The organism is Pseudoxanthomonas sp. UTMC 1351, assembly GCF_040948865.1.
In the GTDB taxonomy this organism is placed as follows: domain Bacteria; phylum Pseudomonadota; class Gammaproteobacteria; order Xanthomonadales; family Xanthomonadaceae; genus Pseudoxanthomonas_A.
Genome location: NZ_JAVGJT010000033.1, coordinates 1 through 23,315, shown reverse-complemented (window position 1 = coordinate 23,315; position 23,315 = coordinate 1). Strand labels below are relative to the sequence as shown.

Annotated in this window: 22 protein-coding genes and 1 tRNA gene; 19 read left to right on the top strand and 4 right to left on the bottom strand. The window is 62.7% G+C overall.

Translation table 11 applies throughout. From position 1 onward, the window contains the following. The first annotated feature begins 154 nt into the window (after nucleotides 1–154). From AB6O04_RS18395 to AB6O04_RS18370, 6 genes are all read left to right on the top strand, one after another. Nucleotides 155–3,235 carry an efflux RND transporter permease subunit gene (locus AB6O04_RS18395; RefSeq protein WP_368565754.1) on the top strand — a complete coding sequence of 1,027 codons (3,081 nt, stop codon included), beginning with the start codon at nucleotides 155–157 and terminating at the stop codon, nucleotides 3,233–3,235. Nucleotides 3,236–3,251: 16 nt separating this feature from the next. Further along, the gene (locus AB6O04_RS18390; protein WP_368565753.1) at nucleotides 3,252–4,352 is read left to right on the top strand and encodes an efflux RND transporter periplasmic adaptor subunit; all 1,101 of its coding nucleotides are present in this window, start codon (nucleotides 3,252–3,254) and stop codon (nucleotides 4,350–4,352) included. A 245-nt stretch (nucleotides 4,353–4,597) separates the two neighbouring features. Next, entirely contained in the window at nucleotides 4,598–6,481 is a 1,884-nt protein-coding gene (locus AB6O04_RS18385; RefSeq protein WP_368565752.1) for an ABC transporter ATP-binding protein, read from the top strand. A gap of 48 nt (nucleotides 6,482–6,529) precedes the next feature. Continuing rightward, on the top strand, nucleotides 6,530–7,732 hold the full coding sequence (locus AB6O04_RS18380; protein ID WP_368565750.1) for a PQQ-dependent sugar dehydrogenase: 1,203 nt from the start codon (nucleotides 6,530–6,532) through the stop codon (nucleotides 7,730–7,732). 34 nt (nucleotides 7,733–7,766) lie between these two features. Then, nucleotides 7,767–8,147 (top strand): hypothetical protein, encoded by a 381-nt coding sequence (locus AB6O04_RS18375; protein ID WP_368565749.1) that lies wholly within the window; start codon nucleotides 7,767–7,769, stop codon nucleotides 8,145–8,147. After that, nucleotides 8,144–8,587 carry a PaaI family thioesterase gene (locus AB6O04_RS18370; protein WP_368565747.1) on the top strand — a complete coding sequence of 148 codons (444 nt, stop codon included), beginning with the start codon at nucleotides 8,144–8,146 and terminating at the stop codon, nucleotides 8,585–8,587. The genes AB6O04_RS18375 and AB6O04_RS18370 overlap by 4 nt, the downstream gene beginning before the upstream one ends. 148 nt (nucleotides 8,588–8,735) lie before the next feature. Here the strand turns inward: AB6O04_RS18370 and AB6O04_RS18365 are convergent, their stop codons facing one another. Together AB6O04_RS18365 and AB6O04_RS18360 are read right to left on the bottom strand one after the other, a co-directional pair. Continuing rightward, nucleotides 8,736–9,533 carry an amidohydrolase gene (locus AB6O04_RS18365; RefSeq protein WP_368565746.1) on the bottom strand — a complete coding sequence of 266 codons (798 nt, stop codon included), beginning with the start codon at nucleotides 9,531–9,533 and terminating at the stop codon, nucleotides 8,736–8,738. 146 nt (nucleotides 9,534–9,679) lie between these two features. Further along, nucleotides 9,680–10,828 (bottom strand): pyridoxal phosphate-dependent aminotransferase, encoded by a 1,149-nt coding sequence (locus AB6O04_RS18360; protein WP_368565744.1) that lies wholly within the window; start codon nucleotides 10,826–10,828, stop codon nucleotides 9,680–9,682. A 41-nt stretch (nucleotides 10,829–10,869) separates the two neighbouring features. Here AB6O04_RS18360 and AB6O04_RS18355 point away from each other — a divergent pair, with 41 nt between their 5' ends. The 13 genes from AB6O04_RS18355 (at nucleotide 10,870) to AB6O04_RS18295 (ending at nucleotide 20,959) form a co-directional block, all read left to right on the top strand. Next, nucleotides 10,870–11,373 carry a DUF3293 domain-containing protein gene (locus AB6O04_RS18355; protein WP_368565743.1) on the top strand — a complete coding sequence of 168 codons (504 nt, stop codon included), beginning with the start codon at nucleotides 10,870–10,872 and terminating at the stop codon, nucleotides 11,371–11,373. Nucleotides 11,374–11,557: 184 nt separating this feature from the next. Beyond that, nucleotides 11,558–12,211: a heme ABC exporter ATP-binding protein CcmA gene (gene ccmA, locus AB6O04_RS18350; RefSeq protein ID WP_368565742.1), complete on the top strand. Its 654-nt coding sequence runs from the start codon at nucleotides 11,558–11,560 to the stop codon at nucleotides 12,209–12,211. 259 nt (nucleotides 12,212–12,470) lie between these two features. Beyond that, entirely contained in the window at nucleotides 12,471–13,157 is a 687-nt protein-coding gene (ccmB, locus tag AB6O04_RS18345; protein ID WP_368565741.1) for a heme exporter protein CcmB, read from the top strand. A 57-nt stretch (nucleotides 13,158–13,214) separates the two neighbouring features. Then, nucleotides 13,215–13,979 (top strand): heme ABC transporter permease CcmC, encoded by a 765-nt coding sequence (gene ccmC / locus AB6O04_RS18340; RefSeq protein ID WP_368565740.1) that lies wholly within the window; start codon nucleotides 13,215–13,217, stop codon nucleotides 13,977–13,979. After that, complete coding sequence (gene ccmD / locus AB6O04_RS18335; RefSeq protein ID WP_368565739.1) at nucleotides 13,976–14,140, top strand: heme exporter protein CcmD; 165 nt, start codon at nucleotides 13,976–13,978, stop codon at nucleotides 14,138–14,140. Before ccmC ends, ccmD begins: the two co-directional genes overlap by 4 nt. Further along, on the top strand, nucleotides 14,137–14,610 hold the full coding sequence (gene ccmE / locus AB6O04_RS18330; RefSeq protein ID WP_368565737.1) for a cytochrome c maturation protein CcmE: 474 nt from the start codon (nucleotides 14,137–14,139) through the stop codon (nucleotides 14,608–14,610). The genes ccmD and ccmE overlap by 4 nt, the downstream gene beginning before the upstream one ends. 117 nt (nucleotides 14,611–14,727) lie before the next feature. Next, nucleotides 14,728–16,665 carry a heme lyase CcmF/NrfE family subunit gene (locus tag AB6O04_RS18325; protein ID WP_368565735.1) on the top strand — a complete coding sequence of 646 codons (1,938 nt, stop codon included), beginning with the start codon at nucleotides 14,728–14,730 and terminating at the stop codon, nucleotides 16,663–16,665. A 20-nt stretch (nucleotides 16,666–16,685) separates the two neighbouring features. Continuing rightward, on the top strand, nucleotides 16,686–17,267 hold the full coding sequence (locus tag AB6O04_RS18320) for a DsbE family thiol:disulfide interchange protein (RefSeq protein WP_368565734.1): 582 nt from the start codon (nucleotides 16,686–16,688) through the stop codon (nucleotides 17,265–17,267). Continuing rightward, a complete protein-coding gene (locus AB6O04_RS18315) occupies nucleotides 17,264–17,788 on the top strand; it encodes a cytochrome c-type biogenesis protein CcmH (RefSeq protein ID WP_368565731.1) in 525 nt (174 codons plus the stop codon). Before AB6O04_RS18320 ends, AB6O04_RS18315 begins: the two co-directional genes overlap by 4 nt. Continuing rightward, nucleotides 17,788–18,792: a tetratricopeptide repeat protein gene (locus tag AB6O04_RS18310; RefSeq protein WP_368565730.1), complete on the top strand. Its 1,005-nt coding sequence runs from the start codon at nucleotides 17,788–17,790 to the stop codon at nucleotides 18,790–18,792. The genes AB6O04_RS18315 and AB6O04_RS18310 overlap by 1 nt, the downstream gene beginning before the upstream one ends. A 125-nt stretch (nucleotides 18,793–18,917) precedes the next feature. Further along, the gene (locus AB6O04_RS18305; protein ID WP_368565729.1) at nucleotides 18,918–20,045 is read left to right on the top strand and encodes a homoserine O-acetyltransferase; all 1,128 of its coding nucleotides are present in this window, start codon (nucleotides 18,918–18,920) and stop codon (nucleotides 20,043–20,045) included. A 167-nt stretch (nucleotides 20,046–20,212) separates the two neighbouring features. Continuing rightward, complete coding sequence (locus AB6O04_RS18300) at nucleotides 20,213–20,800, top strand: cysteine dioxygenase (protein ID WP_368565727.1); 588 nt, start codon at nucleotides 20,213–20,215, stop codon at nucleotides 20,798–20,800. 73 nt (nucleotides 20,801–20,873) lie between these two features. After that, nucleotides 20,874–20,959, top strand: a tRNA-Leu gene (locus AB6O04_RS18295). Nucleotides 20,960–21,136: 177 nt separating this feature from the next. On the opposite strand, the gene AB6O04_RS18290 is transcribed toward AB6O04_RS18295, so the two are convergent. Continuing rightward, nucleotides 21,137–21,271 (bottom strand): hypothetical protein, encoded by a 135-nt coding sequence (locus AB6O04_RS18290; protein ID WP_368565725.1) that lies wholly within the window; start codon nucleotides 21,269–21,271, stop codon nucleotides 21,137–21,139. Beyond that, nucleotides 21,268–22,305, bottom strand: a complete 1,038-nt coding sequence (locus tag AB6O04_RS18285) for a hypothetical protein (RefSeq protein ID WP_368565724.1) — start codon at nucleotides 22,303–22,305, stop codon at nucleotides 21,268–21,270. Before AB6O04_RS18285 ends, AB6O04_RS18290 begins: the two co-directional genes overlap by 4 nt. Nucleotides 22,306–23,315: the final 1,010 nt, after the last annotated feature.

Sequence of the window (23,315 nt, the reverse complement as noted above, 5' to 3'; positions counted from 1 at the left end):
GCGCTCCTACGAGAAATGATCACCGGCACTCAGCCAACGCTTCAGCGCATATCTTCCACGCTTGGCCGCATACGCCACTTGCACGTGACTTTCGGCCCATAACGATCCTCTAAATAGATCGCATCGTGCGTCCGCCTCCTCCGTAGACGCCGCGATGAAAATCACCGAAGCCGCCCTTCGCAATCCCGCCGCCGTCGCGGTCACCGTGGCGATGGTGTGTCTGTTCGGCGCCTTGAGCCTGATGGCGCTCCCCCTGCAACTGTTTCCCGACATCGAGCGCCCGCAGATGTCCATCCAGACCACCTGGCGTGCTGCGTCGCCGCAGGAACTGGAATCGGAAATCGTGGAACCCATCGAGGCAGTGATGCAAGGCCTGCCGGGCTTGGAAGAGATCGCCTCCAACATCAACGCTGGCAACAGCACCATCAACCTGACGTTCGCGGTCGGCAGCGACATGGACGCGATGCTGGTGGAAGTGCTGGCGCGGATGAACCGGCTGCCGCCCCTACCCCGCGACGCCAGTCCGCCGGTGGTGCAGGCTGGTGCCGACAATGCCAACAACTCGCTGACCTTTTTCTTCGTGCAGAAACTGCCCGGCACGCCCGGCGACATCCTGGACTACCGGCAGATGATCGAGGACCGCATCGTGCCGCGCATCTCCGCGGTGAAAGGCGTGGCGGGTGTGGAGATCAACGGCGGCGCAGCGGAGGAATTGACGATCACGTTGAACCTCGAACGCGCGGCCGCGTTGGGCATACAGATACCTGAGATCGCCGCGCAGGCCGCGCGCGCCACGGACATGTCGGGCGGCATGATCGAATCGGGTCGCCGCGAGTACATATTGCGCTTCGCCGGCCGCTACTCGCCGGAGGCACTGGGCGAGTTGATCCTGACGTGGCGCGACGGGCGGCCCATCCGCTTGGGCGATGTCGCCACCGTGGAAGTGAAACGACCCGAGCAGCGCTTCTACACCTATCAGAACGGCAACCCTGCGATTGGTCTACGCATCCTGCGCGAGAGCGGCGCCAACGTGCTGGACACGCTGGACGAAGTGAAAAAGGTGGTCGCTGAAGTGCGCGAGACCGAACTGCGGCCGCAAGGGCTGGAGATCGCCCAGAGTTTCGACTCGTCGGTCTTCATCAATCGCGCGATCGGCTTGCTGTCAGGCAGCCTGTTTGCGGGTGTTGCATTGGCGGTGGGCTGCCTGTGGTGGTTTCTGCGCGACGTGCGCGCCACTGCATTGATCGCCTGCGCGATACCGATTTCGCTGCTCGCAACGTTCATCGTATTGAAGCTGACCGGACGCAGCCTCAACGTCATCTCGCTGGCGGGGCTGGCGTTCGCGGTCGGCATGGTGATGGATGCGGCAGTGGTCGTGGCGGAGAATATTGTTCGCCTGCGCGAATCAGGACTATCGGCAACGCAGGCGGCTTTCGAAGGCACGCGCCAGGTCGGCGGTGCTTTGGTCGCTTCCACACTCACCACCGTCGCCGTCTTCTTGCCTGTGATCTTCATGGAAGACGTGGAAGGCCAGCTATTCGCCGACCTTGCGCTGACCATTTCCTTGGCGGTAGGCATTTCGTTGCTTGTCGCCGTCACCGTCCTGCCGGCCGCCGCTGGCCGTTGGCTGCGCCAGCGGCCAAACGACGACAGTGGCCGCACTTGGGCGCGTGTCAGCCAATGGGCGCTGCGCGTCACCGAGGGTCGCCGCCGGCAATGGGCCTGGGTGGGTTCGCTGGTGCTGTTGCCCGCACTCTTGGCCCTGCTGTGGATGCCGCAGATCGACTATCTGCCGCCAGTCAAGCGCGCTGCGGTGGACGCTGTCTTCAACTTCCCGCCCGGCATGAGCCCCGAACGCGTGAATCGCGAAATCGCGCCGACCCTGCTGGAGCGCATGCGTCCGTACCTGGAAGGCGGAAAAGCGCCGCAACTGAGCAACTGGTATCTCATTCTCTGGCCCGGCGGCGGCACCATTGGTGCGCGCGTGGTGAACCCCGACGACATCGGTGAACTGGAGCGGGTTGTTCGCGACGAAATCGTTGTCGGCTTCCCCGATACCCGCGCATTCGCCAGCGAGGGCGAATTGTTCGGCAGCTTCGGCGGGTCCGCCCGCGCGATCGCGATCCATCTTCAGCACACCGATGGCGACGCGCTGACCCAGGCCGCCGAAGCGGGTCGGCGTTTGCTGAGCGAACGCTTTCCTGGTGCCAATGTGCAAGCGTGGCCCAACGCCGATGCGGGCACGCCGGAGTTGCGAGTGAACCCAGACGACCGGCGATTGGCTGAAGTCGGCTGGAAGCGCCCCGAGTTAGGCACGGTGGTGCGCACGCTCGGCGACGGACAATGGCTGGGCGAACACTTCGATGGCAACCGCCGGCTGCCCATCATCCTGCGCAGCGATCGCGAAAACGCTTTCGAGCGACTGGGCGCCGCGCCGCTGGCGACCCCCGCCGGCGGCATTCTCAGCCTCAACGAACTGGCGCAAGTAGACACTGTGCTGGCACCCAACCAGATGCGCCGTATCGATCGGCGCCGTACCGTCACGCTCACGGTGGACCCACCGGCTGCGTTGTCGTTGGAAGCGGCGCTGGATATCGTCAACGACGAAGTGGTGCCCGCCTTGCGAGCGGCGCTGCCGCCGGACGCGGCCATCCGTATTTCAGGCAGTGCGGACCGGTTGGGCGAAGTCGTGCGCAGCATGGGTTCCAACTTTGCCATGGCATTGTTGGTGCTGTTCATGCTGATGGCGGCGATGTTCCGTTCGCTGCGCGATAGCGCGTTCGTCATGGCGACGCTGCCAATGGCGGTACTGGGTGGCGTGCTGGGTTTGCGCGCGCTGGATCTTGCTGCGGGCCAAACCCTGGATCTGCTGTCGATGATCGGCTTCATCATGCTGCTTGGCATGGTGATCAACAACGCCATCCTGCTGGTGGCGCAGACGCGCGAAGCGCAAACGGCCGGCGCGGACCTGGACAGCGCATTGCAGCAGGCATTGGAACAGCGGATGCGCCCCATCCTGATCGCCGCGTTGACCGGCGTGCTGGGCGCGCTGCCGATGGCGATCAATCCAGGCCCCGGCGCCGTCATCTATCGCGGCCTGGCCGCCGTCACCGTCGGCGGCGTGGCGCTCAGCCTGTTGTTCACCGTGGTACTGGTGCCGGCGCTGCTGCGACTGGCCGCGCAGCGATCCGTCGAACCCCGGCGCGCCGAAGCGCTGCCGCAATCCGCTACCTAGTCATCGGAGAACCCCCATGCGCCTGCTATCGAAATGCCTGCTTGCCGCTGCACTTGCCAGTCCGGCCGCACTGCTTCTGCTGGACCACGATGCCGACGCCAGCGCGCCAGCCAAACCACAGACGCCGCCTCCCGCCATTGTCAGCGTCGAGCCAGCGGTGACCGCATCGTTCGCGCCACGCCACTGGGCACCCGGCAGCGTGATCAGCCGGGAGGATTCCCGCATCGCCGCCGAACAGGGCGGCCGCATCGTGCGGATCGCCGAAGTCGGCCAGCATGTTCGCCGCGGCGACGCGTTGGCGGTGCTGGACGATACCGCGTTGAGCCTGCGCGAACGCCAAGCCGCCGCCGATCTGGCGCGCATCCAATCGCAACTGGACCTGGCGACCCGGCAAGAGGCGCGCTATGCGCAACTGGCGGCACAGCAGAACATTGCCCGCTCCCAGCACGACCAGCTGCAGGCCGAACGCGATGTGCTCGCACAGGAACGCGCCAGTGCGGACGCCACACTGGCGCAGATACGCCACCAGCGCACCCAGATGGCGATACGCGCGCCGTTCCCTGGCGTGGTGGTCGAACGCTTGGCGCAGCCCGGGGAATTTCTGACCGCCGGCAGCGCCGTCGCCCGTCTGGTCGACACCGGCGACCTGGAAGTACGTATCCGCGCGCCTGTGGATCTGGCGCGGCATCTGTCCGTGGGCACCCGTGTTCTGCTGCGGGTGGCCGGCCAGGAATCCGTTCACCCGATCAGCGCCTTGGTGCCTGTCGGCGACGAAGCTTCGCGGCAACTGGAACTGCGTGTCGCCGCCACATCGCTACGGCTGCCCGTGGGCACCGCGGTGGAAGCAGGATTGCCCAGCGACACCAAGCGGGACGTACTGGCGGTGCCACGCGACGCCGTCGTCATGCGCCGTGAAGGCAGCTTCGTACTGCGTGTCGATTCGGCGAACAAGGCCGAGCGCGTCAGCGTTCAAACCGGTGCCAACCTGGATGGGCTGGTGGAAGTCCGCGGTGACCTGCGAGCCGGCGATCGCCTGATCGTACGCGGCGGCGAGCGCGTGGAAGCCGGACAGGCCGTGACTATCCAGCCGATGTCTCCGGCCGTCGCTTCGCGCTGAACCAGCATTTGTGGCTTGGACGGCGGACGGACAGCGCCAGCCTCTACGCATAGACCGGCACGATGTAGGAGCGGCGTCCCGCCGCGGGCTTTTCGCCTTTCATCGCGACCTGCTCCTTTCATCGCAACCTGAAAGAAAGAGCTCGCGGCGGGGACGCCGCTCCTACCGGCTGGAGGCCCTTCCGTGATTTCGCTGCCGTGGCACGCTACGTCCCTTTGTAGGCGCGAGGCAGGCACAATCCGCACATGGCCTCTCTTCCCCCAGGCGCCTCCGCGCATGCCGCCCCGCCCGCATCCAAGCCGAACCTGCGCGAACGCTTCAATGCGATGCGCAATCTGCCGCCTTTCCTCAAACAAATCTGGCAGACCAGTCCCGGCCTGACCCTGGCCAGCGTGGGACTGCGCGCGATCCGCGCGCTGCTGCCCATCGTGGCGCTGTACATCGGCAAGCTGATCATCGATGAAGCGATCCGTGTGGTCGCGTTGGGCCTGCCGCAGACCGGGCTCGGAAACGCATGGCGCAGTGGGGCGCTGGATCATCTGGCGTGGCTGCTGGTGCTGGAATTCGCGCTAGCCATCGTGTCGGACCTGCTGGGCCGGTTGGTGAGTTATGCCGATGCCCTGTTGTCGGAGCTGTTCACCAACGTCACCAGCATCCGCTTGATGGAGCATGCCGCCACACTGGATCTGGAAGACTTCGAGGATCCCGACCTGCAGGACAAGCTGGACCGGGCGCGACGCCAGACCATGGGCCGGATGAACCTGATGAGCATGCTGTTCGGGCAGGCCCAGGACGCCATCACGGTGATTGGTTTCGCCGCTGGATTGCTGATCTATGCGCCCTGGCTGATCGCGTTGCTGGCCGTGGCGTTGATTCCGGCGTTCGTTGGCGAAGCGCACTTCAACGCGCTGGGCTATTCGTTGAATTTCCAATGGACACCGGAGCGCCGCCAGTTGGAGTACATGCGGCAGACCGGCGCCAGCGTGGAGACGGCGAAGGAAGTCAAGATTTTCAATCTGCACCGCTTCCTGATTTCGCGCTATCGCACGCTCGCCGAGAAGTTCTTTCTGGCCAACCGCGCGTTGGCCCGGCGGCGCGCGTTATGGGGAGCGTTGCTGGCAGCCCTGGGCACCATGGGTTACTACGTGGCATATGGCTACATCGCATGGCGCACTGTGCGCGGCGATTTCACCATTGGCGATTTGACCTTCCTTGCCGGCAGCTTCCTACGCTTGAGGCAGTTGCTGGAAGGTCTGCTGATCGGTTTTTCGCAAGTTGCCGGACAGGCGCTGTACCTGGACGATTTGTTTTCGTTCTTCGAGATCGAACCAGAGATCGTCTCGCCGCAGCACCCTGTGGCCATTCCAAAACCCATCGCGCAAGGTTTCGTTTTCGAGAACGTCGGCTTCCGTTATCCGGATGCCGAACGCTGGGCGGTGCGGCACCTGGATTTCGAACTGAAGGCCGGAGAGGTGTTGGCACTGGTGGGCGAGAACGGCGCCGGCAAGACCACGCTGGTCAAGCTTCTGGCGCGGCTCTACGACCCGGACGAGGGCCGCATCCTGCTGGACGGCCGCGATCTGCGCGACTACGACCTCGACGAGCTGCGCGCGAACATCGGAGTGATCTTCCAGGACTTCGTCCGCTATCACCTCACCGCCGGCGAAAATATCGGCGTGGGCAGGATAGAAGCGATGGAGGACGAAGTCCGCATCCGCGACGCCGCGCGACGCTCGATGGCGGACGAGGTGATCGCCGCGCTGCCCCATGGTTACGATCAGCTGATCGGCCGGCGCTTCAAGAACGGCGTCGATTTGTCCGGGGGACAATGGCAGAAGATCGCCATCGCACGCGCCTACATGCGCGATGCGCAGGTCATGATTCTCGATGAACCCACCGCGGCGCTGGACGCGCGTTCTGAGTTCGAAGTCTTCCAACGCTTCAAGGAATTGTCGGACAATCGCACCGCGGTGCTCATTTCGCACCGTTTTTCCAGCGTTCGCATGGCCGACCGCATCCTGGTGCTCAACGAAGGCCGGCTGGAAGCCAGCGGCACGCACGAACAATTGCTCGCGCAAGGCGGACGCTACGCGGAACTGTTCGAGCTGCAGGCTTCCGGCTATCGATGACTTACCCAGACTGATTCCACAATCTGCCCGCATAGGAGAAATACAACAGTGAAATCCCCCACTCACCGCCTCGCCATCGCCTTATCCATCGCATTGCTGGTGGCCTGCCAACCGCAAGCCAATGGAGTATCCACTGCCGCCAAATCCAATGAGGCATCCCCGGCAGCTCCCACCACGGCGGCACAAACGCTGGCCAGCGAACAAGGTCCCATTCGCGTGACGGAAGTGGTGCGCGGGCTGGATCATCCTTGGGCATTGGCATTCCTGCCCGACGGCAACATGCTGGTGACCGAGCGTTCCGGCCAGTTGCGCCGAATCAGCCGCGACGGCAAGGTCTCCGCGCCATTGGCGGGCGTGCCGAAAGTGTTCGCGGAAGGACAAGGCGGTTTGTTGGATGTCGCACTATCGCCGGATTTTGCCAGCAGCCAGCGCATCTACTTGAGCTACTCGGAGCCGGGCGACAACGGCACCGCTGGTACGGCCGTCGCTTTGGCCACGCTGGGCGAAGCTGGTCTGACAGATGTCAAAGTCATCTACCGACAAGAACCCAAGCTGGAAGGCCCCAACCATTTCGGCTCGCGCCTGGCCTTCGACGGCCAGGGCCATATCTTCATCAGCCAGGGCGAACGCAACAAACGCCCCACTGCGCAGGAGCTGGATAAGCTGCAAGGCAAGCTGGTCCGCCTTAACCTGGATGGCAGCGTGCCGCGCGACAACCCCTTCGTTGGCCAAGCCGATGTGCGTCCGGAAATCTGGAGCTACGGCCATCGCAACATGCAAGGCATGGCGATCGATCCACGTACCGGCAAATTGTGGGAAAACGAACATGGTCCGCGCGGCGGCGATGAAATCAATCTGCCGCAACCAGGCAAGAACTACGGCTGGCCCATCGTCACCCACGGCATCAACTATTCCGGCCTGGCTATTCCAGAAGCCGAAGGCCGTGAGAAGCCTGGCATGGAGTCGCCTTATCACGTCTGGGAAAAATCGCCCGGGCTCAGCGGCATGGCGTTCTACACCGGTCGTCCTGGTGCCCCTTGGAACGACAGCTTGTTTCTGGGGGCGCTGGCCGAACGCAACCTGATCCGCCTGACCCTGCAAGGCGACAAGATCGTCGGCGAAGAACGGCTGTTGAACGAGATCGGCGAGCGTGTCCGCGACGTGCGTGTCGGTCCGGACGATAGCGTTTATGTGCTTACCGACGAGAAAGACGGCAAGCTGTTCCGCATCGAACCGCCGAAGACGCCGTGATCGCCGCTATCTTCCTGACTATCTGGATACACCCATGAAACTCGCTATCACTGCGCTTGCCATCGCCTCTTTATGGGCCGGCGTCGCCTCCGCTCAAACCGACAGCTATGCGCAGGCCAAAGCGAAAGCCGATGCCGACGAAGCCGCGTTGCCTTCTCCCGACAGGCAGGCGTTGATGGCGGCGCAAAGCGCAACGGTGGATCAAGGCATTGCCGCCTGTGCCACGCCCAATCCGGACATGACAGCGTTCACCGTTGTGGCGGAATTGGACGCCGCAGGACGCGTCGTACGCACCTGGCGCGAAGGCGGAACGCCGCTGGCGATCTGTTTCCAGAAACAGTTGGCAAACCGTGTACTGAGCAAGCCGCCCCGAGCGCCGTTCTTCACCTCGTTCGAACTGAGCTTCACGCCATGAGTACCGCCGCGTTCGACATCAACGCGCTGCTGCGCGCCTCATTGCCGGCGGATAGCCGCTTGCAGATTCCACCGCCCTGCCTGGTCGACATGCAGGGCGAGTTCGTCGAATACGAACAGGGCGTGCTGCTGACGGTGCGTTTCCCCGTGTTGCCGCGTTACCAGAACCCGCTGGGTCACATGCAGGGCGGCTTCATTGTCGCCGCGCTGGACAACACGCTGGGGCCGTTCTCGTACTTGATCGCACCACCCAGCGCGACCACGGCATTGAACACGCAATATCTGCGGCCGGTAACGGCGGCGGAAACAGCCATCGTCTGCACCGCGCGGCTGGTCGAACGTACGCGCAGCCAATTGCATCTGACTGGGGAAGCGCGTGGTTCCGATGGCAAGGTCGTGGCGCTATGCCAAGCGGCGTGCCACATTTTGCCGGAGCGTTGAACTCTTTCAGCGCTTCGTAGAGCCGAGCTTGCTCGGCTGCTTTTGCTTTGCAACGTACTGACCGAAAAGCAGCCGAGCAAGCTCGGCTCTACAAGAAGCAAAAGCAGCGGAGCAAGCTCCGCTCTACGATGGATAGGCGAATTTTCGCTTAGTCCAGCGAAAACCGGTCCGCATCCAGCATTGCCGGGAAGCGCTCGCGATGCGCCGCCAGCTGCGTTGCCGAAATGGTGGTGGTCACCACACCTTCTTCGGCGGGCAGCTCCATGATCGGCTGCCCCATGAAATCGATCACTGCGCTATCGCCGGAATATTCCAAACCGTTGCCATCGGTGCCGACCCGATTGACCGCCGCCACATAGCAGAGGTTTTCGATGGCGCGTGCGCGTAGCAGCGTCTTCCACGCGTAGGCGCGCGCGGCGGGCCAATTGGCAACGTAGATTTGCAGATCGAAATCAAGATCGTCTGGTCGCTCAACATCGTATCGGTTGCGCGCGAACACGGGAAAGCGCAGGTCGTAGCAAACCAGCGGATTGATTCGCCACCCCTGCAATTCCACCGTCAGGCGTTCACTGCCCGCGGCGTAACGTTTATGTTCGTTGGCATAGCGGAACAGATGGCGCTTGTCGTAGCGCTGCAGGCTGCCATCGGGCGTGGCCCACAGCAGCCGGTTGAACACGCCCTCGGACGTACGCAGTTGCACACTGCCCGTCACCGCTGCACCCAGCAGTTCGGCCTGGGTCAGCAGCCAAGCGACCGTCTCGCCTTCCATGCCCTCGGCCTGATCGATGGCGTCGTTGCTGAAGCCGCTGGTGAATGTCTCCGGCAGGATCACCAGATCGGTCTGGCCTGCGAGCGGCGCGATCAAGTCACCGTAGTAGTCGCGGTTCGCGGCCGGGTCGTGCCAGCGGGTGGCGCCTTGGACCAGGGAGATGCGTAGGTCTTGCATGAGAAGGTTTCCAGTTCATTGTGGAGAATTCGCCCGCCGCGCGGGCTGTGAAGTCGGCGGCGTTGCCGCCTGTGAATGGCGAAGAAAAACAAGCCGCTCCTCTTCACCCTTCACAGCGCCACAGGCGCGACTTCACCCTTTACTCATCACAGCTTCCTCAACCTTTCAATCGCCGCATCCAACGTCGCTGGGTTCTTCGCGAAGCACAACCGCGCCAGCCGTTGTCCGGCCGGCGGCGATTCGTAGAACGGCGATAGCGGAATCGCGGCGACGCCATGTTCGATCGTCAGCCAATGGCAGAATTCGGCGTCCGCCAGATCACTGACGGCGGAATAATCGACCAGCTGGAAATAGCCGCCCGGGACCGGCAACGGTTTCAGCCGGGTCTCCAGCAGCTGCTCGCGAAAATGATCGCGCTTTTGCTGATAAAACGCGCCGAGTTGCTCGTAGTGCTCGGGCTCGTCGCGGATCATCGCAGCGAATGCGAACTGTGCCGGGCTGAACGTGGTGAAGGTGTTGTACTGGTGAACCTTGCGGAACTCGTTGGTCAACGCCGGCGGCGCGATTGCGTAACCGACTTTCCAGCCGGTGCAGTGATAGGTCTTGCCGAAGCTGGACACCACGAAGGTGCGGTCGGCCAGCTCGGGATAACGCAGCGCTGATTCGTGGCGCCGGCCATCGAACACGATGTGTTCGTAGACTTCGTCGGAAATCAGCACGATGTCGGTGCCGCGCAGGATGTCCGTCAGCGCGCGCATATCGTCCTCGGTGAACATCGCACCGGATGGGTTGTGCGGGCTGTTGATCATCAGCATCCGCGTCTTCGGCGTGATCGCCGCTGCCACCTTGGCCCAATCCACCGCGAAGGTCTGCGGGTCCAGCGGCACGTGCACGGCACGCGCACCGGCCAGCTCGATCGCGGGTTCGTAGCTGTCGTAGGCCGGGTCCAGCACGATCACTTCGTCGCCCGGCCGCGCCACGGCATGCACGGCATTGAACAGCGCCTCGGTAGCGCCGCTGGTCACGGTGATCTCGGTGTCCGGATTCACCTCACGCCCGTAGCAGCGCAGCGCCTTGGTGGCGATGGCCTGGCGCAACGGCGCCACGCCGATCATCGGCGCATACTGATTGTGGCCCTCGCGCATGGCACGGTCCAGCTCGTCCACCAACCGCTGGGGCACCGCGAAATCGGGAAAGCCCTGCCCCAGGTTGACCGCGCCATGTTCGGCGGCCAGTTGCGACATGACGGTGAAGATGGTGGTGCCCACCTTGGGCAATTTGGTTTGCAGAAGCATCCGCCGGTCCGGCAATGGGGAAGAACTGCGGAGTGTACGCAATGACAGAGACGCGCGATGATGAAGCCATGAACGATCACGGGGTTCCTGACGCGGAAAAGGCGCAGCTCGCGGCCGCCTGGGCAGCAGCACACTATTTCGTCACCATCGGGCGGCAGGAGTGGCTCTTCCATGTCGGCCAATCTGCCACCGACATAGAACGGCAGCTATCAGCCGACCAGTACCTGCTCGTGACCGCGTGGAATCCACCCCCTGGCGAAGCCTCGCGGCAAGCCAACCTGGACGCTGACGAGCGCCTGCGCGCATGCCTTAATGCGGAGCACTACGTCTACCACCCGGCACTTGGATGCGATGGCAAGGGCGGAGCGACCGAGCACGGCTGGCTGGTGCTGAACATCCCGGTCGAGCGCGCCGACGCGCTCGCGCGGGAATTCCGCCAGGGCGGCATCTTGTTCTGGCAACGGGGCGAACCGGTGCGGCTGCGCATGCAATGGCCTTGTCCGGCCGGTTTTCAGGACGGTGGCTACATCGACTGGGCCGGGTGACCGTCGCTGGCGTGGGAGCGTTTTCCTCCGTCACGGCGCGAAGAGCAGCGGAGCAAGCTCCGCTCTACCAGAGCGGGCGCACGAAGCTCAGCGGCGGTGCGAACGTCACTCACAGCTACAATGGGTGCCCGAGACGCCTGTAACCCGCAACCGCCGTCCTCAAGGAAGGCACTAACCCCATTCAATGATCGATCCTTCGCATTCCCATCCACCGCTGCTCGCCGCACGCGGTCTGTCGTTCTCGCGCAACGATGAACCGGTATTCGGGCCGTTGGAATTCGCGGTGGATGCGGGCGAGGCTTTGCTGGTGCAGGGCGGCAACGGTGTGGGCAAGACCACGCTGCTGCGCGTACTGGCCGGCCTGTTGCGCGCGGACGCGGGCGAAATCGACATCGATGGACAACCCGCCGGCCCCGCCCGACGCTCGCACGCCATCGCTTATCTAGGCCACTTGCCGGCAATGAAAGCCGATCTGGACGCACTGGAGAACCTGAACTTCCTGTGTGGTCTGCACGGGCGCCGTGCGCGCCAGATGCCCGGCAATGCGCTGGCGATGGTCGGATTGGCCGGCTACGAGGACACCCTGGCCCGCCAGTTGTCCGCCGGGCAGAAAAAACGCCTGTCGCTGGCCCGTCTGTGGCTGTCGCCGGCACCTCTATGGCTGCTGGATGAGCCCTACGCCAACCTGGATATGGAAGGCATCAATCTGGTCAACCGCATGATTTCCGCACACCTGCGCCACGGCGGTGCCGCGCTGGTCACCACCCACGGGGCATACGCCGCGCCACCGGTGCAGACGCGGATGCTGGTGCTGGGGAGAGGGGAGGCTGGCGAATGAGCGATCTTGGCGAGAGCGGGAACAGGGAACGGGGAACAGGGAATGACGCATCTTCCCAAACCCGCACATGGCAGGCACTCCCGGAATCCGCTCTGGAGGCAACGTCGGGCACTGACGGAATGGCTTGGGGTGACCGCAGCAGCAGCGAACGAAAAACGGAGAACGACAAATCTCCCTGGGCTCGCACGTCACCAGCCGCTCGAAACCTCACATTCCCTGTTCCCCGTTCCCCGTTCCCGCTTCTGCTCCAAAACCTCCCATGACCCCCGCCCCCACCCTCACTCAAGCCGCCGGCGCGCTGATTGTTCGCGATTTGCGCCTACTGTGGCGCCGGCGCGGCGATGCGTTCCAGCCGGCGCTGTTCGCGCTACTGGTGGTCGTGTTGTTCGCGCTGGGATTGGGCGGCGACGCGGAAAGTCTGCGCAAGGTCGCCTCCGCCGTGCTCTGGGTCGCGGTGCTGCTGGCTGGCCTGCTGTCGCTGGACACGCTGTTCCGAGGCGATGCCGAGGACGGCTCGCTGGAGCAATGGATCCTGGCGCCGGTACCGCTGGCCTGGCTGGTGGCAGTACGCGTGCTCACGCATTGGGCCACGACGGCCCTTCCGTTGATCTTGATCACACCGCTGCTGGGCGAATTGCTGCATCTTCCGCGCGGTGAGTTGCCGGTGCTGATGGCCTCGCTGATGTTGGGGACGCCACTGCTGAGCCTGCTGGGCGCGGTTGTGGCGGCGCTAACCGTCGGAATGAGGCGCTCTGGTATCCTTGTCGCCCTGCTGGCGCTGCCGTTGTACGTCCCCGTACTGGTGTTTGGCGCTGGCAGTGTTGCCGCCAGTGCACAAGGTCTTGATGCGGTCGGAGCGCTGCTGCTGCTAGGCGCAGGCTTGGTGCTGGCGCTGGTGCTGGCGCCTTTGACCGCCGCCGCTGCCATCCGCATCGCCCTGAACTGAAGCTTCTTTAGATTTGACGCCTGCTCCTACCGAGTCCGCCCCGAGTCCCGCATCCGCATGAATCCCCTCGTCCGCTGGTTCCATCAACTCGGCTCGCCGCCATACTTCGACCGCTTCGCGGCGCGGTGGACGCCGTGGTGTTATCTGGCCGCAGTGGTGCTGTTCGGTTTCGGCCTGTGGCAGGCGCTGTTCGTGGTGCCGGCCGACTACCAGCAGGGCGACAGCTACCGAATTCTCTTCATCCATGTGCCCAGCGCCTGGATGAGCCTGTTCGTGTTCGGCCTGATGGCCGTCTACGCCGCCATTGCTCTGATCTGGCGCATCAAGTTGTGCGAGATCCTGGCGATGGCCTGCGCGCCCATCGGTGCGGCCTTCACTCTCATCACGCTGCTCACCGGATCGATCTGGGGCAAGCCGATGTGGGGCACCTGGTGGGACTGGGACCCTCGGCTGACCACCGAACTGATCCTGCTGTTCCTGTATCTGGGTGTCATGGGTTTGTACAACGCCATCGACGACCGCCGCGCCGCCGCACGCGCCGCCGGCTTACTCGCCATCGTCGGCGTGGCGTTGCTGCCGATCATTCGTTATTCGGTGGTGTGGTGGAATTCGCTGCACCAGGGTCAAACGATCAGTCTGACCGGCGGTTCGAAGATGGACCCCAGCATGGTGCTGCCGCTGTGGCTGATGGTGGTCGCCACCAAATTCTGGTTCGCCGGTTCGCTGCTGGCGCGCGCGCGCGCCGACAACCTGCGGCGCGAATCCGGCAAGGATTGGGTCGCACGTTTGGCGGGACGCCCCGGTACAGAGGTGGAATCATGAGTTATGTGTCGTACGTGGCCGCTGCTTATGCGGTGTTCGCCATCGTGCTGCTATGGGATTTTGTTGCGCCGCGCCTGCAGATCCGCCGCGAGTTGCGCGCGGCGCGGATGCGTGCCGCGCGCGATACGAAGCGCTCGGCGCCTGTGGAGTTGACCCGATGAATCCGACCCGCCGCCGCCGGCTGTTGCTGGTGCTGCTGATCGTTGCCGTGGCCGCCATTGCCACCACGCTGATCGCGTTCGCTTTGCAGCGCAATGTCGCCTACTTGTATACGCCAGCTGAGGTCCTACGCGGCGAAGCCGGCGAACGCGCGCGTTTCCGCCTGGGCGGCATGGTGGAAAAAGGCTCTTTCAAGCGCGAACCTGGTTCGCTGGTCGCACAGTTCCGCGTCACCGACGGCGACGCGCAGTTGCCTGTGACGTATGACCGTATCCTGCCGGACCTGTTCCGAGAGGGCCAAGCGGTCGTTGCGACCGGCACGATGAAGGACGGTGTCTTCGTCGCCGAAGACGTGCTGGCCAAGCATGACGAGGCCTACATGCCCAAGGAAGTGGCGGACAAGATGGGCAAGGCGCATCAGAAGCATGATGTGCAGGCGCCGGTGCAGGATCGGGCGGAGCAAACGCCTTGATCGGTTTTGGAAGAGACCGGGGGCCAGAGTTCAGAGGCCAGGGAAAAGCTAAAGCAAGCGCCATCTGTCCTTTCATTCGCTCTGGCCTCCAGCCTCTGACCTCTGGTCCCTGCCCCCATGCTGCCTGAACTCGGACAAATCGCGCTGATCCTCGCGCTACTGGTGGCGGTGCTACAGACGCTGCTGCCGCTGGCGGGTGCGCAGCGCGGCAAGGCCAGTTGGATGGCGGTGGCGCGGCCTGCCGCGTACATGCAATTGCTGCTGGTGCTGGCGGCCTTCGTCGTACTGACCACTGCGTTCGTGACGCAGGACTTTTCGGTCAAGTACGTCGCTCAGAATTCCAATTCACTGTTGCCCTTGGTGTACCGCTACACCGCCGTATGGGGCTCGCATGAAGGTTCGTTGCTGTTGTGGGCACTGGTGCTGGCGGTGTGGACCGCCGCTATCGCCCTGTTCTCGCGCGCGCTGCCTGAGAAGGTGATCGCGCGCGTGCTGGGTGTGATGGGCATCATCGCCATCGGCTTTCTGACGTTCCTGATCTTCACCTCCAACCCGTTCATCCGCTTGCTGCCCTCGCCCGGTGAAGGCCGCGATCTGAATCCTCTGCTGCAAGACCCCGGCATGATCATCCATCCGCCGATGCTGTACGTCGGCTACGTGGGTTTTGCGGTGCCGTTCGCCTTCGCCATCGCCGCGTTGCTGGATGGCAACGTGGATGCGCGCTGGCTGCGCTGGACACGTCCGTGGACCAATATCGCCTGGGGCTTCCTGACCATCGGCATCGCGCTGGGCAGTTGGTGGGCGTATTACGAACTGGGTTGGGGCGGCTGGTGGTTCTGGGACCCGGTGGAGAACGCCAGCTTCATGCCTTGGCTGGTGGGCGCTGCACTGCTGCACTCGCAGGCGGTGACGGAGAAGCGTGGAAGCTTCCGCGGCTGGACGCTACTACTGGCTATCGCGGCTTTTTCGCTGTCGTTGCTGGGCACGTTCCTGGTGCGCTCCGGGGTGCTGACCAGTGTTCACGCCTTCGCGGCCGATCCCACTCGCGGCCTGTTCGTGCTGATCTTCCTTGGTCTGGTGATCGGCGGTTCGCTGCTGTTGTACGCACTGCGCGTGCAAGGCCTGACCGACAGCGATACCGATCCCAAGAGTGGCTTCGCCGCCAGCTCGCGCGAAACGCTGTTGCTGATCAACAACGCGCTGCTTACTTCCGCCTGCGGCATGGTGTTGCTGGGCACCTTGTATCCGCTGCTGGCCGATGCGCTGGGCATGGGCAAGATATCGGTGGGTCCGCCGTATTTCGGTCTGCTTTTCGTTTTGCTGATGGCGCCGCTGGTGCTGCTGGTGCCGTTCGGCCCGTTGACGCGCTGGCAGCGCGAGCAAGTCTCCAAACCAGTATCGATGCTGCTGCCATGGGCGGTGTTCGCATTGGTGCTGGCCGTCATTGCCTATTTCATGGCACCACAAGGCCAGTGGAAAACGGCTGCGGGCGTTTTTGCGGCAGCGTGGGTCGCACTGGGTACGTTGCGCTTCGTGTGGACGCGGGTGCGCGGCAATGGTCGATTCACGCCGGAGATGCTGGGCATGACGCTGGCGCATTTCGGCATCGCGGTATTCCTGGTAGGCGCTTTGTTGGTGGAAGCCTTGAACGTACAGCGCGAACTGGCGCTCAAGCTGGGCCAAACGGTGGAAGTGGGCCGTTATGGCTTCCGCTTCGAAGGTGTGGATGAAGTCCGCGGCCCCAACTATGTGTCCGACCGTGGCCATGTGCAGGTGCTGCGCAATGATCGCCCGCTGACTCTGCTGCACCCTGAGAAGCGCGCCTATGCCAGCGGCGGCCAGGTAATGACCGAAGCCGGCATTCGCCCTGGCCTGTTCGGCGATGTCTACGTGGCGCTGGGCGACCGGCTGGGCGATGACACCTGGGCCGTGCGTGTGCACATCAAACCTTTCGTACGCTGGATCTGGCTCGGCGCCGCGCTGATGGCGCTGGGCGGATTCGTCACCGCGGCGGACAAGCGCTTCCGCCGTACCTATGAAGCGAAGACCTCATGAACACACCTGCGCAATCTCCCATGTCCGCGCCCCCGCCCAAGAAATCGCACGGCGCATTGGTTTTCGCCATGGTCGTGGTCGGGTTGTTCTTCATCGGCCTGATGGGACTGCTGTTCTATGGCGTGAAGCAGTCCGGCCGCGGCGATCGCGACGCCCTGCCCTCGCCGCTGATCGGCAAACCGGCGCCTGCGTTCGATCTGCCATCGCTGCACGAACCCGACAAACGCATCACGCCGGCCGACCTGGCAGGCCAGCCATATGTCATGAACGTTTGGGGCAGCTGGTGCCCGGAATGCCGCGTTGAACATCCCGTGCTGACCAAGTTCGCGCTGACCAAGCGCGTGCGCTTCATTGGCTACAACTTGAAGGATGAGCGCGAGGATGCGCTGCGTTGGCTGGAGCAGTTCGGCAATCCGTACATGCTGGTCATCGCCGATATGGAAGGCCGCACCGCGATTGATTGGGGCATCTACGGCGCGCCGGAGACCTTCCTGGTCGACGGCAAGGGCATCATCCGCTGGAAGCATGTGGGCGCCATCGACGACGCCATCATCGCAAACCAATTGATCCCTGCGCTTGAGAAGGTGGAAGCTGAGCGATGAGCGTCCGGTCTGCCACCGCTTCTGGTAGAGCCGAGCTTGCTCGGCTGCCCTTCGTCAATGGGGTCCGTGCAAAGAACAGCCGAGCAAGCTCGGCTCTACGTTGGGTTTTCCTGCTGGCTTTGTTCGCAGGCAACGCTTTCGCTCAGGCCAACGATCCCACACCGCTGCAATTCAACAACGCCGCCGAGGAAGCTCGCTTCCACCAGCTGACCGCCGAGCTGCGTTGCGTAATGTGCCAGAACCAATCACTTGCCGATTCCAACGCGCAGATCGCCCATGATCTGCGCCGCGAAGTGCTCGACCTGATGCGTCAGGACAAATCGGATGCGGAAGTAAAACGCTTCCTGGTGGATCGCTACGGCGAATTCGTACTGTACAAGCCTGAAGTAACGCCTGGCACCTGGCTCTTGTGGTTCGGTCCTGCGCTGCTGTTGATCGCCGGTGGGTTGATCGTGTGGCGTATCGTGAAAAAACGCGGCGGTCGTCCGGTTACCGGACCCGATGAAGATCAGGAGTGGTGATGGGATCGTTCGCCGCGCTTGCTGCATTGTTGACCGTCGCCGTACTGATGGGCGTGTTGTGGCCGCTGTGGCGCGATTCGCGTGGACTGGTATTCGGTACGCTGGCGGCGCTGGGCATCGTTACGTTCGCGCTTTACCGCGTGGTGGGCACGCCCGATGCGCTGAATCCGGCCGCGCAAGTCGCGCCGACAACGCTGGAAGAAGCGGTGACGCAACTGGAAGCGGAACTGAAGAAGCACCCCAACGAACCGGAAGGCTGGCGTCTGCTAGGCAAGTCGTACACCGCGCAAGAGCGCTACCCCGAGGCACGCGCGGCTTTCGACCGCGCTATCAAGCTGATGCCTGACAACGCCGACCTGCTGGTGGAAGCCGCACAGACACGGATGTTCGCCGACCCGCAACGAAGGCTTGGCAGCGACGAGGTGACGCTGCTTTATCGCGCACTGGCGATCGAGCCGAGTCATCAGCGTGCGCGCTGGTTTTTGGGCGTCTCACAGCGCCAGAACGGCCGACCAGCCGAAGCGGCCAAGACCTGGGAGCCGCTGCTGACGCAAGTAGACGCGAATGCCGCCACGGCTTTAAGGACCCAAATCAATACTGCCCGCTCGGAAGCCGGCTTGCCGCCACTGCCCGAAGCACCTGCGGCAGCCACTTCGCCAGCCTTGCTGACCGTGGTGGTGGATATCGCGCCAAAGCTGAAAGCCAACCTTTCCCCAGGCGATACCTTATTCGTTTTCGCGCGCCAAGCCGGCGGTCCGCCGATGCCGGTCGCCGCCAAGCGGGTGCCGGCGACCGAGTTCCCGATTACGGTCGCCTTGAGCGACAGCGACAGCCCCATGCCCACCATGAAGCTCTCCCAAGCCGGCAATGTCGAGCTGGTGGCACGCGTCTCCAAGGGGGGCGACGTCGCGGCCAAACCTGGCGATCTGGAAGCCACTCCGCTCAAGGCTGAAGTAAGGCCTGGCGCCGAGTATTCCCTGCGCATAGACAAGGTCGTCGAGTAGGTCGAGCGACATTCCAAATAATGGTTTGAGGATGGGCGACGTTTTTCCTTCTCCCTCCGGTAGAAGGAAACTGCGATCCATCCGCGGAAATGGCGTACTTCGTCCCGTTTCCCTAAACTCGCCCGATGACCGAATTCATCCCGCCCGGCACACGCTTTCATCCGCTCTCGTCGCCGTTTCCAATGAAACGCGGCGGTCAGCTGCACAACGCACGTGTGGCGTTCGAAACCTGGGGCGAACTGAACGCGACTGGCGATAACGCCATTCTCATCGTCACCGGCCTGTCACCGGACGCACATGCCGCCCGCAACGCCGCCAATCCGGAAGACGGTTGGTGGGAAGCGATGGTCGGTCCTGGCAAACCTATCGATACGGATCGCTGGTTCGTCATCTGCGTCAATTCGCTGGGTAGCTGCAAAGGCTCCACGGGACCGGCGTCGATCAACCCCGCCACAGGCGATCGGTATCGGCTGGATTTTCCGGAACTATCGATAGAAGACGTTGCCGACGCGGCGTATGAAGTGGTGCATGGGTTAGGCATCCGGCAGCTGGCCTGCATCATCGGCAATTCGATGGGCGGGATGACCGCGTTGGCGTTCCTGCTGCGCCACCCGGGCGCGGCGCGTACACACATCAATATCTCCGGAAGCGCGCAAGCGCTGCCGTTTTCCATCGCGATTCGCTCGTTGCAGCGCGAGGCAATACGGCTGGACCCGAAGTGGAACAACGGCCATTACGACGACGGCAACTACCCGGAATCGGGCATGCGCATGGCGCGCAAGCTGGGCGTCATCACTTACCGTTCGGCATTGGAATGGGATGGCCGTTTTGGCCGCGTCAGGCTGGAGTCGGACCGTCCAGACGAGGATCCGTTCGGCCTGGAATTCCAAGTGGAAAGCTACCTGGAAGGCCACGCGCGGCGCTTCGTGCGGCGCTTCGATCCCAATTGCTATCTCTACCTCAGCCGCTCGATGGACTGGTTCGATCTGGCCGAGTATGCCCATGGACAGCGTGCCGACGGCGACGTGATGGGAGGGCTGGCGCGCATCCGAGTGGAAAAAGCGCTAGCCATCGGTGCTACCACTGACATCCTGTTCCCGCTGCAACAGCAACAGCAGATTGCCGAAGGACTCGCCGCGGGCGGCGCACAAGCGGAATTCCTTGCGCTGGACTCACCGCAGGGCCACGACGCCTTCCTGGTCGACTTCGCCCGTTTTGGCCCCGCCGTGGCCGGATTCCTGGCCGCCCTCTGAGAGCTCGTCCTTCGGGAGTCCCGCACCTGGTGTAGGAGCGCCGTCCCCGGCGCGAGCTCCTCCCAAACGCCCGCACCGGCCCAATCTCGCCGCAGAAGACACCGCAAGGACATTCCCACCACGCAGGCGCGGAGTAAAATGCCTCCACTTTCTTCTGGGAACGCCTCATGAGCCTCGATTTTCCGGGCCACGACAAACTGGTCGCATCGCTGGATGCGGCCGTCGCATTAGGCGATGACAAGGCCGTCACCGACGCGCTGCGCAAGTCGCTGTGCGAGCTGATCTGCGACGACGACATCGCCCTGCCTGCCTGCGTGCTGGAACCCATTGCCGATCACTACGCACGCCGCGAGGTCTACACCAGCCCGGATCTTGGCTACAGCGTCATCGCCATGACCTGGGGCCCCGGCCAAGGCACCAAGATCCACGATCATTCCGGCATGTGGTGCGTGGAAGGCGTCTGGCGCGGCCGGCTGGAAATCACCCAGTACGAGTTGGCCGAGCACGATCAAGAACGCTATCGCTTCGTTGCCGCCGGCACCATCGAAGCCGGCACCGGTTCTGCCGGCAGCCTGATTCCGCCGCACGAGTACCACACCATCCGCAACCCCAGCGATAAGGCGGTGGCCGTGTCGCTGCACGTGTACCAGCGCACCATGGTCCGCTGCGGCATCTATACGCCCGAAGAAGGCGCCAACGTGGAAGGCTGGCAGCGCCGCGGCGAACGCCTGCTGGGCACCGATCAGGCGGCCTGAGCCACCAACTGAATCGAATCGGACCTCAACCCCTGTCGGCGAGCGCCTCGCTTCGGCTATACTTCGCGTCCGCGCCGAAGTGGCGGAATGGTAGACGCAGCGGACTCAAAATCCGCCGCCGTTAAAAGCGTGTGGGTTCGAGTCCCACCTTCGGCACCAAATACTCAAGCGCCCTTTGTCGTCAACGACTTAGGGCGTTTTTGTTTGTGTTGCACCGCACTGGCAGGTCGGCGTAGCGGTCAGCCGAGACGTGCCATATGCCGTACCACGCGGCTTTCCGCATAGCGGTTCTGTGGGAGCGACGTGAGTCGCGACGTTGATGTTTCCGGTCGCGACTCACGTCGCTCCCACAAAGACAGTGTTGGATGACGCGTCTGCTGCTTGCAAGAAGGCATTGCTCGCATCCCCGATTTTCGGGTTGATCGCTTTAAGATTCGACATCGCCGTGGCGATACGCAGGCTCTTATTCACGTTCCCTCATCCGACAGCTCTTTGAGCATCTCATCGCTGAGTTCATCTTTCGCCCAGAAGATATAGTCCAGCTCCAGGTACTGCTCGGCAAAATCCTGGATGTCGTTCACCGTGTTTTTCTCGCCGGTCCTGGGATTGATCTGCCGCAGATTCCCGTCCTGTACCGCCATGCCCTTCACCAGAGCGCCGGGATATTCCCTGAAGAATCCATAGGTCTGCGCCATATGGCTTTTGCGATAAGGCATAAGGTCCGGGCCACCTATTCCCATCTTGAGCCTCCTTGCCTCGTCGAACAGGCTACGCATATAGCCTTTGTCATCCCATGGCAGCCATTCGCCCGGCACGAAGTTCAGGTAGACCATGGGAGTCGATCGCGTGAACGAGGCCGCCAACACGCGCATATTCTCCTGCATCGCATCCACATAATCTTGTGGGTTGAAGTCGTCGGGAAAGGTCGTGGTTCCATCCGCATTCTCGGTACCGATATCGATCGAACTCTCACTGAAATTGATGCCGGCGACTTTCCCGTCAAATTCCTTTCCCAACTGCTGGACCAATTTCTGATACCGCTCTCGTACCGTCTGCTCCCAAATCTTGGCGGACCAACCGTACTCGTCGTCGGTGGGCGGCTTATTCGGATCGCGTTCGGGAGCGCTCAGCATGCTCTGCTTGATCACGCCACCCTTGTAGCGCGGGTCATTAAGAAGGTAATCGGGAACGTTTCGGCGAGGCGTAAATGACTTGTCTTGCAGCTGGATCCACAGCTGCTTTCCAATCGAATCCAGATAGGCGATGTCTTCTCTAATCGCACTGAAGTCATAGCGATTCTTGCTCGGCTCAAGGGTCCGCCATGTATAGACAATTTGTGCGCCACTGAATCTAGTATCGCGCAATGATTTATCCGCCTGGATGCCCCTCCCTTCCTGCCCCCGGCTGTGAAAGTAGACATAGTGCTTCGGCGAACGTTCGGCAGCGTATGAATTCCCACTCATCCCCACCAGCAAGAACAAGCACAGAGCAAAAGCACTTTTCATGTGACATCTACCTTCTTATCGAATGACTGCAACGCTCCGTCGATCTTGGACAACGTGGACAGCCATTGCAAGCGGCGTGGCGGCAGTGCGGCTTGCCGAGCGACTGTCGATGATTTTCCATCTCACCTTTCCGAGTTCGTAGCGATGTGAGTCGCGATTCTTTCAGACAACCACCCACCCGGTCGCGACTTATGTCGCTCCTACCGAGGCGGTACTGGATAGTGCTTTTCGCTTATCGGTATGTCGCAAAAGCAGCGACGTAGCCACTTTGCACTCGGAGCCAGGAGCAGCGCCAAAAAAAGTGGATGTAACAAGCTCGGCCCTACAAAGGCGCGGACGAATTTCTTGTGGGAGTGGTGGTGACATGCCACCACCGGTGAGTCGCGACCGGAAACATCAACGTCGCGACTTGACCAGCCATTCGGCTGTTAAAAACCGTCGCTCCCACAAGGACGCTATGCCGATGCTGCTGCCATGACGAGCTGACAGGTGGCACTGGGTTCTGTATCCCACGATGATCAGTGTCTTCATGGCCAATGCTATCCAGGCAGCCGCGGGCTTTACGGAATTGGCACAGCAGTTAATCTGCTGATTACCCTCCCCATCCCGGCGATCGTTCCAATCGCGGCTGCTTTGATCTGCATACTTCAGATGCTCGGCTCTTATTACTTGTTGCGCAGAATATTTCGCCGGCTCGCGCTCGCCTTGTTCGCGTACGTAGTCGCAGCCTTTCTCGCCAAGTCCGATCCGTGCAAGGCTTTACGGTGCCACTGCTGATTCTGTTGATGCTGCCGGATGACCAACGACCGCCAAATCATGGGGCAACGCACCAACGGCCGCCTGATCAACCTTCTTGGTTGGATCAATTTTGGCGCGACGTTCCTAACCGCTCTCTGCCTGATCATTACGTTGATGCTGAATCGCCCAGGCTTTTGTAGACAGTCGTCAGCCGTTTAGTGCGTACTGCTTCTCAAACTCTACCGGGGACAGCCCGTCGTTGGAACTGTGCC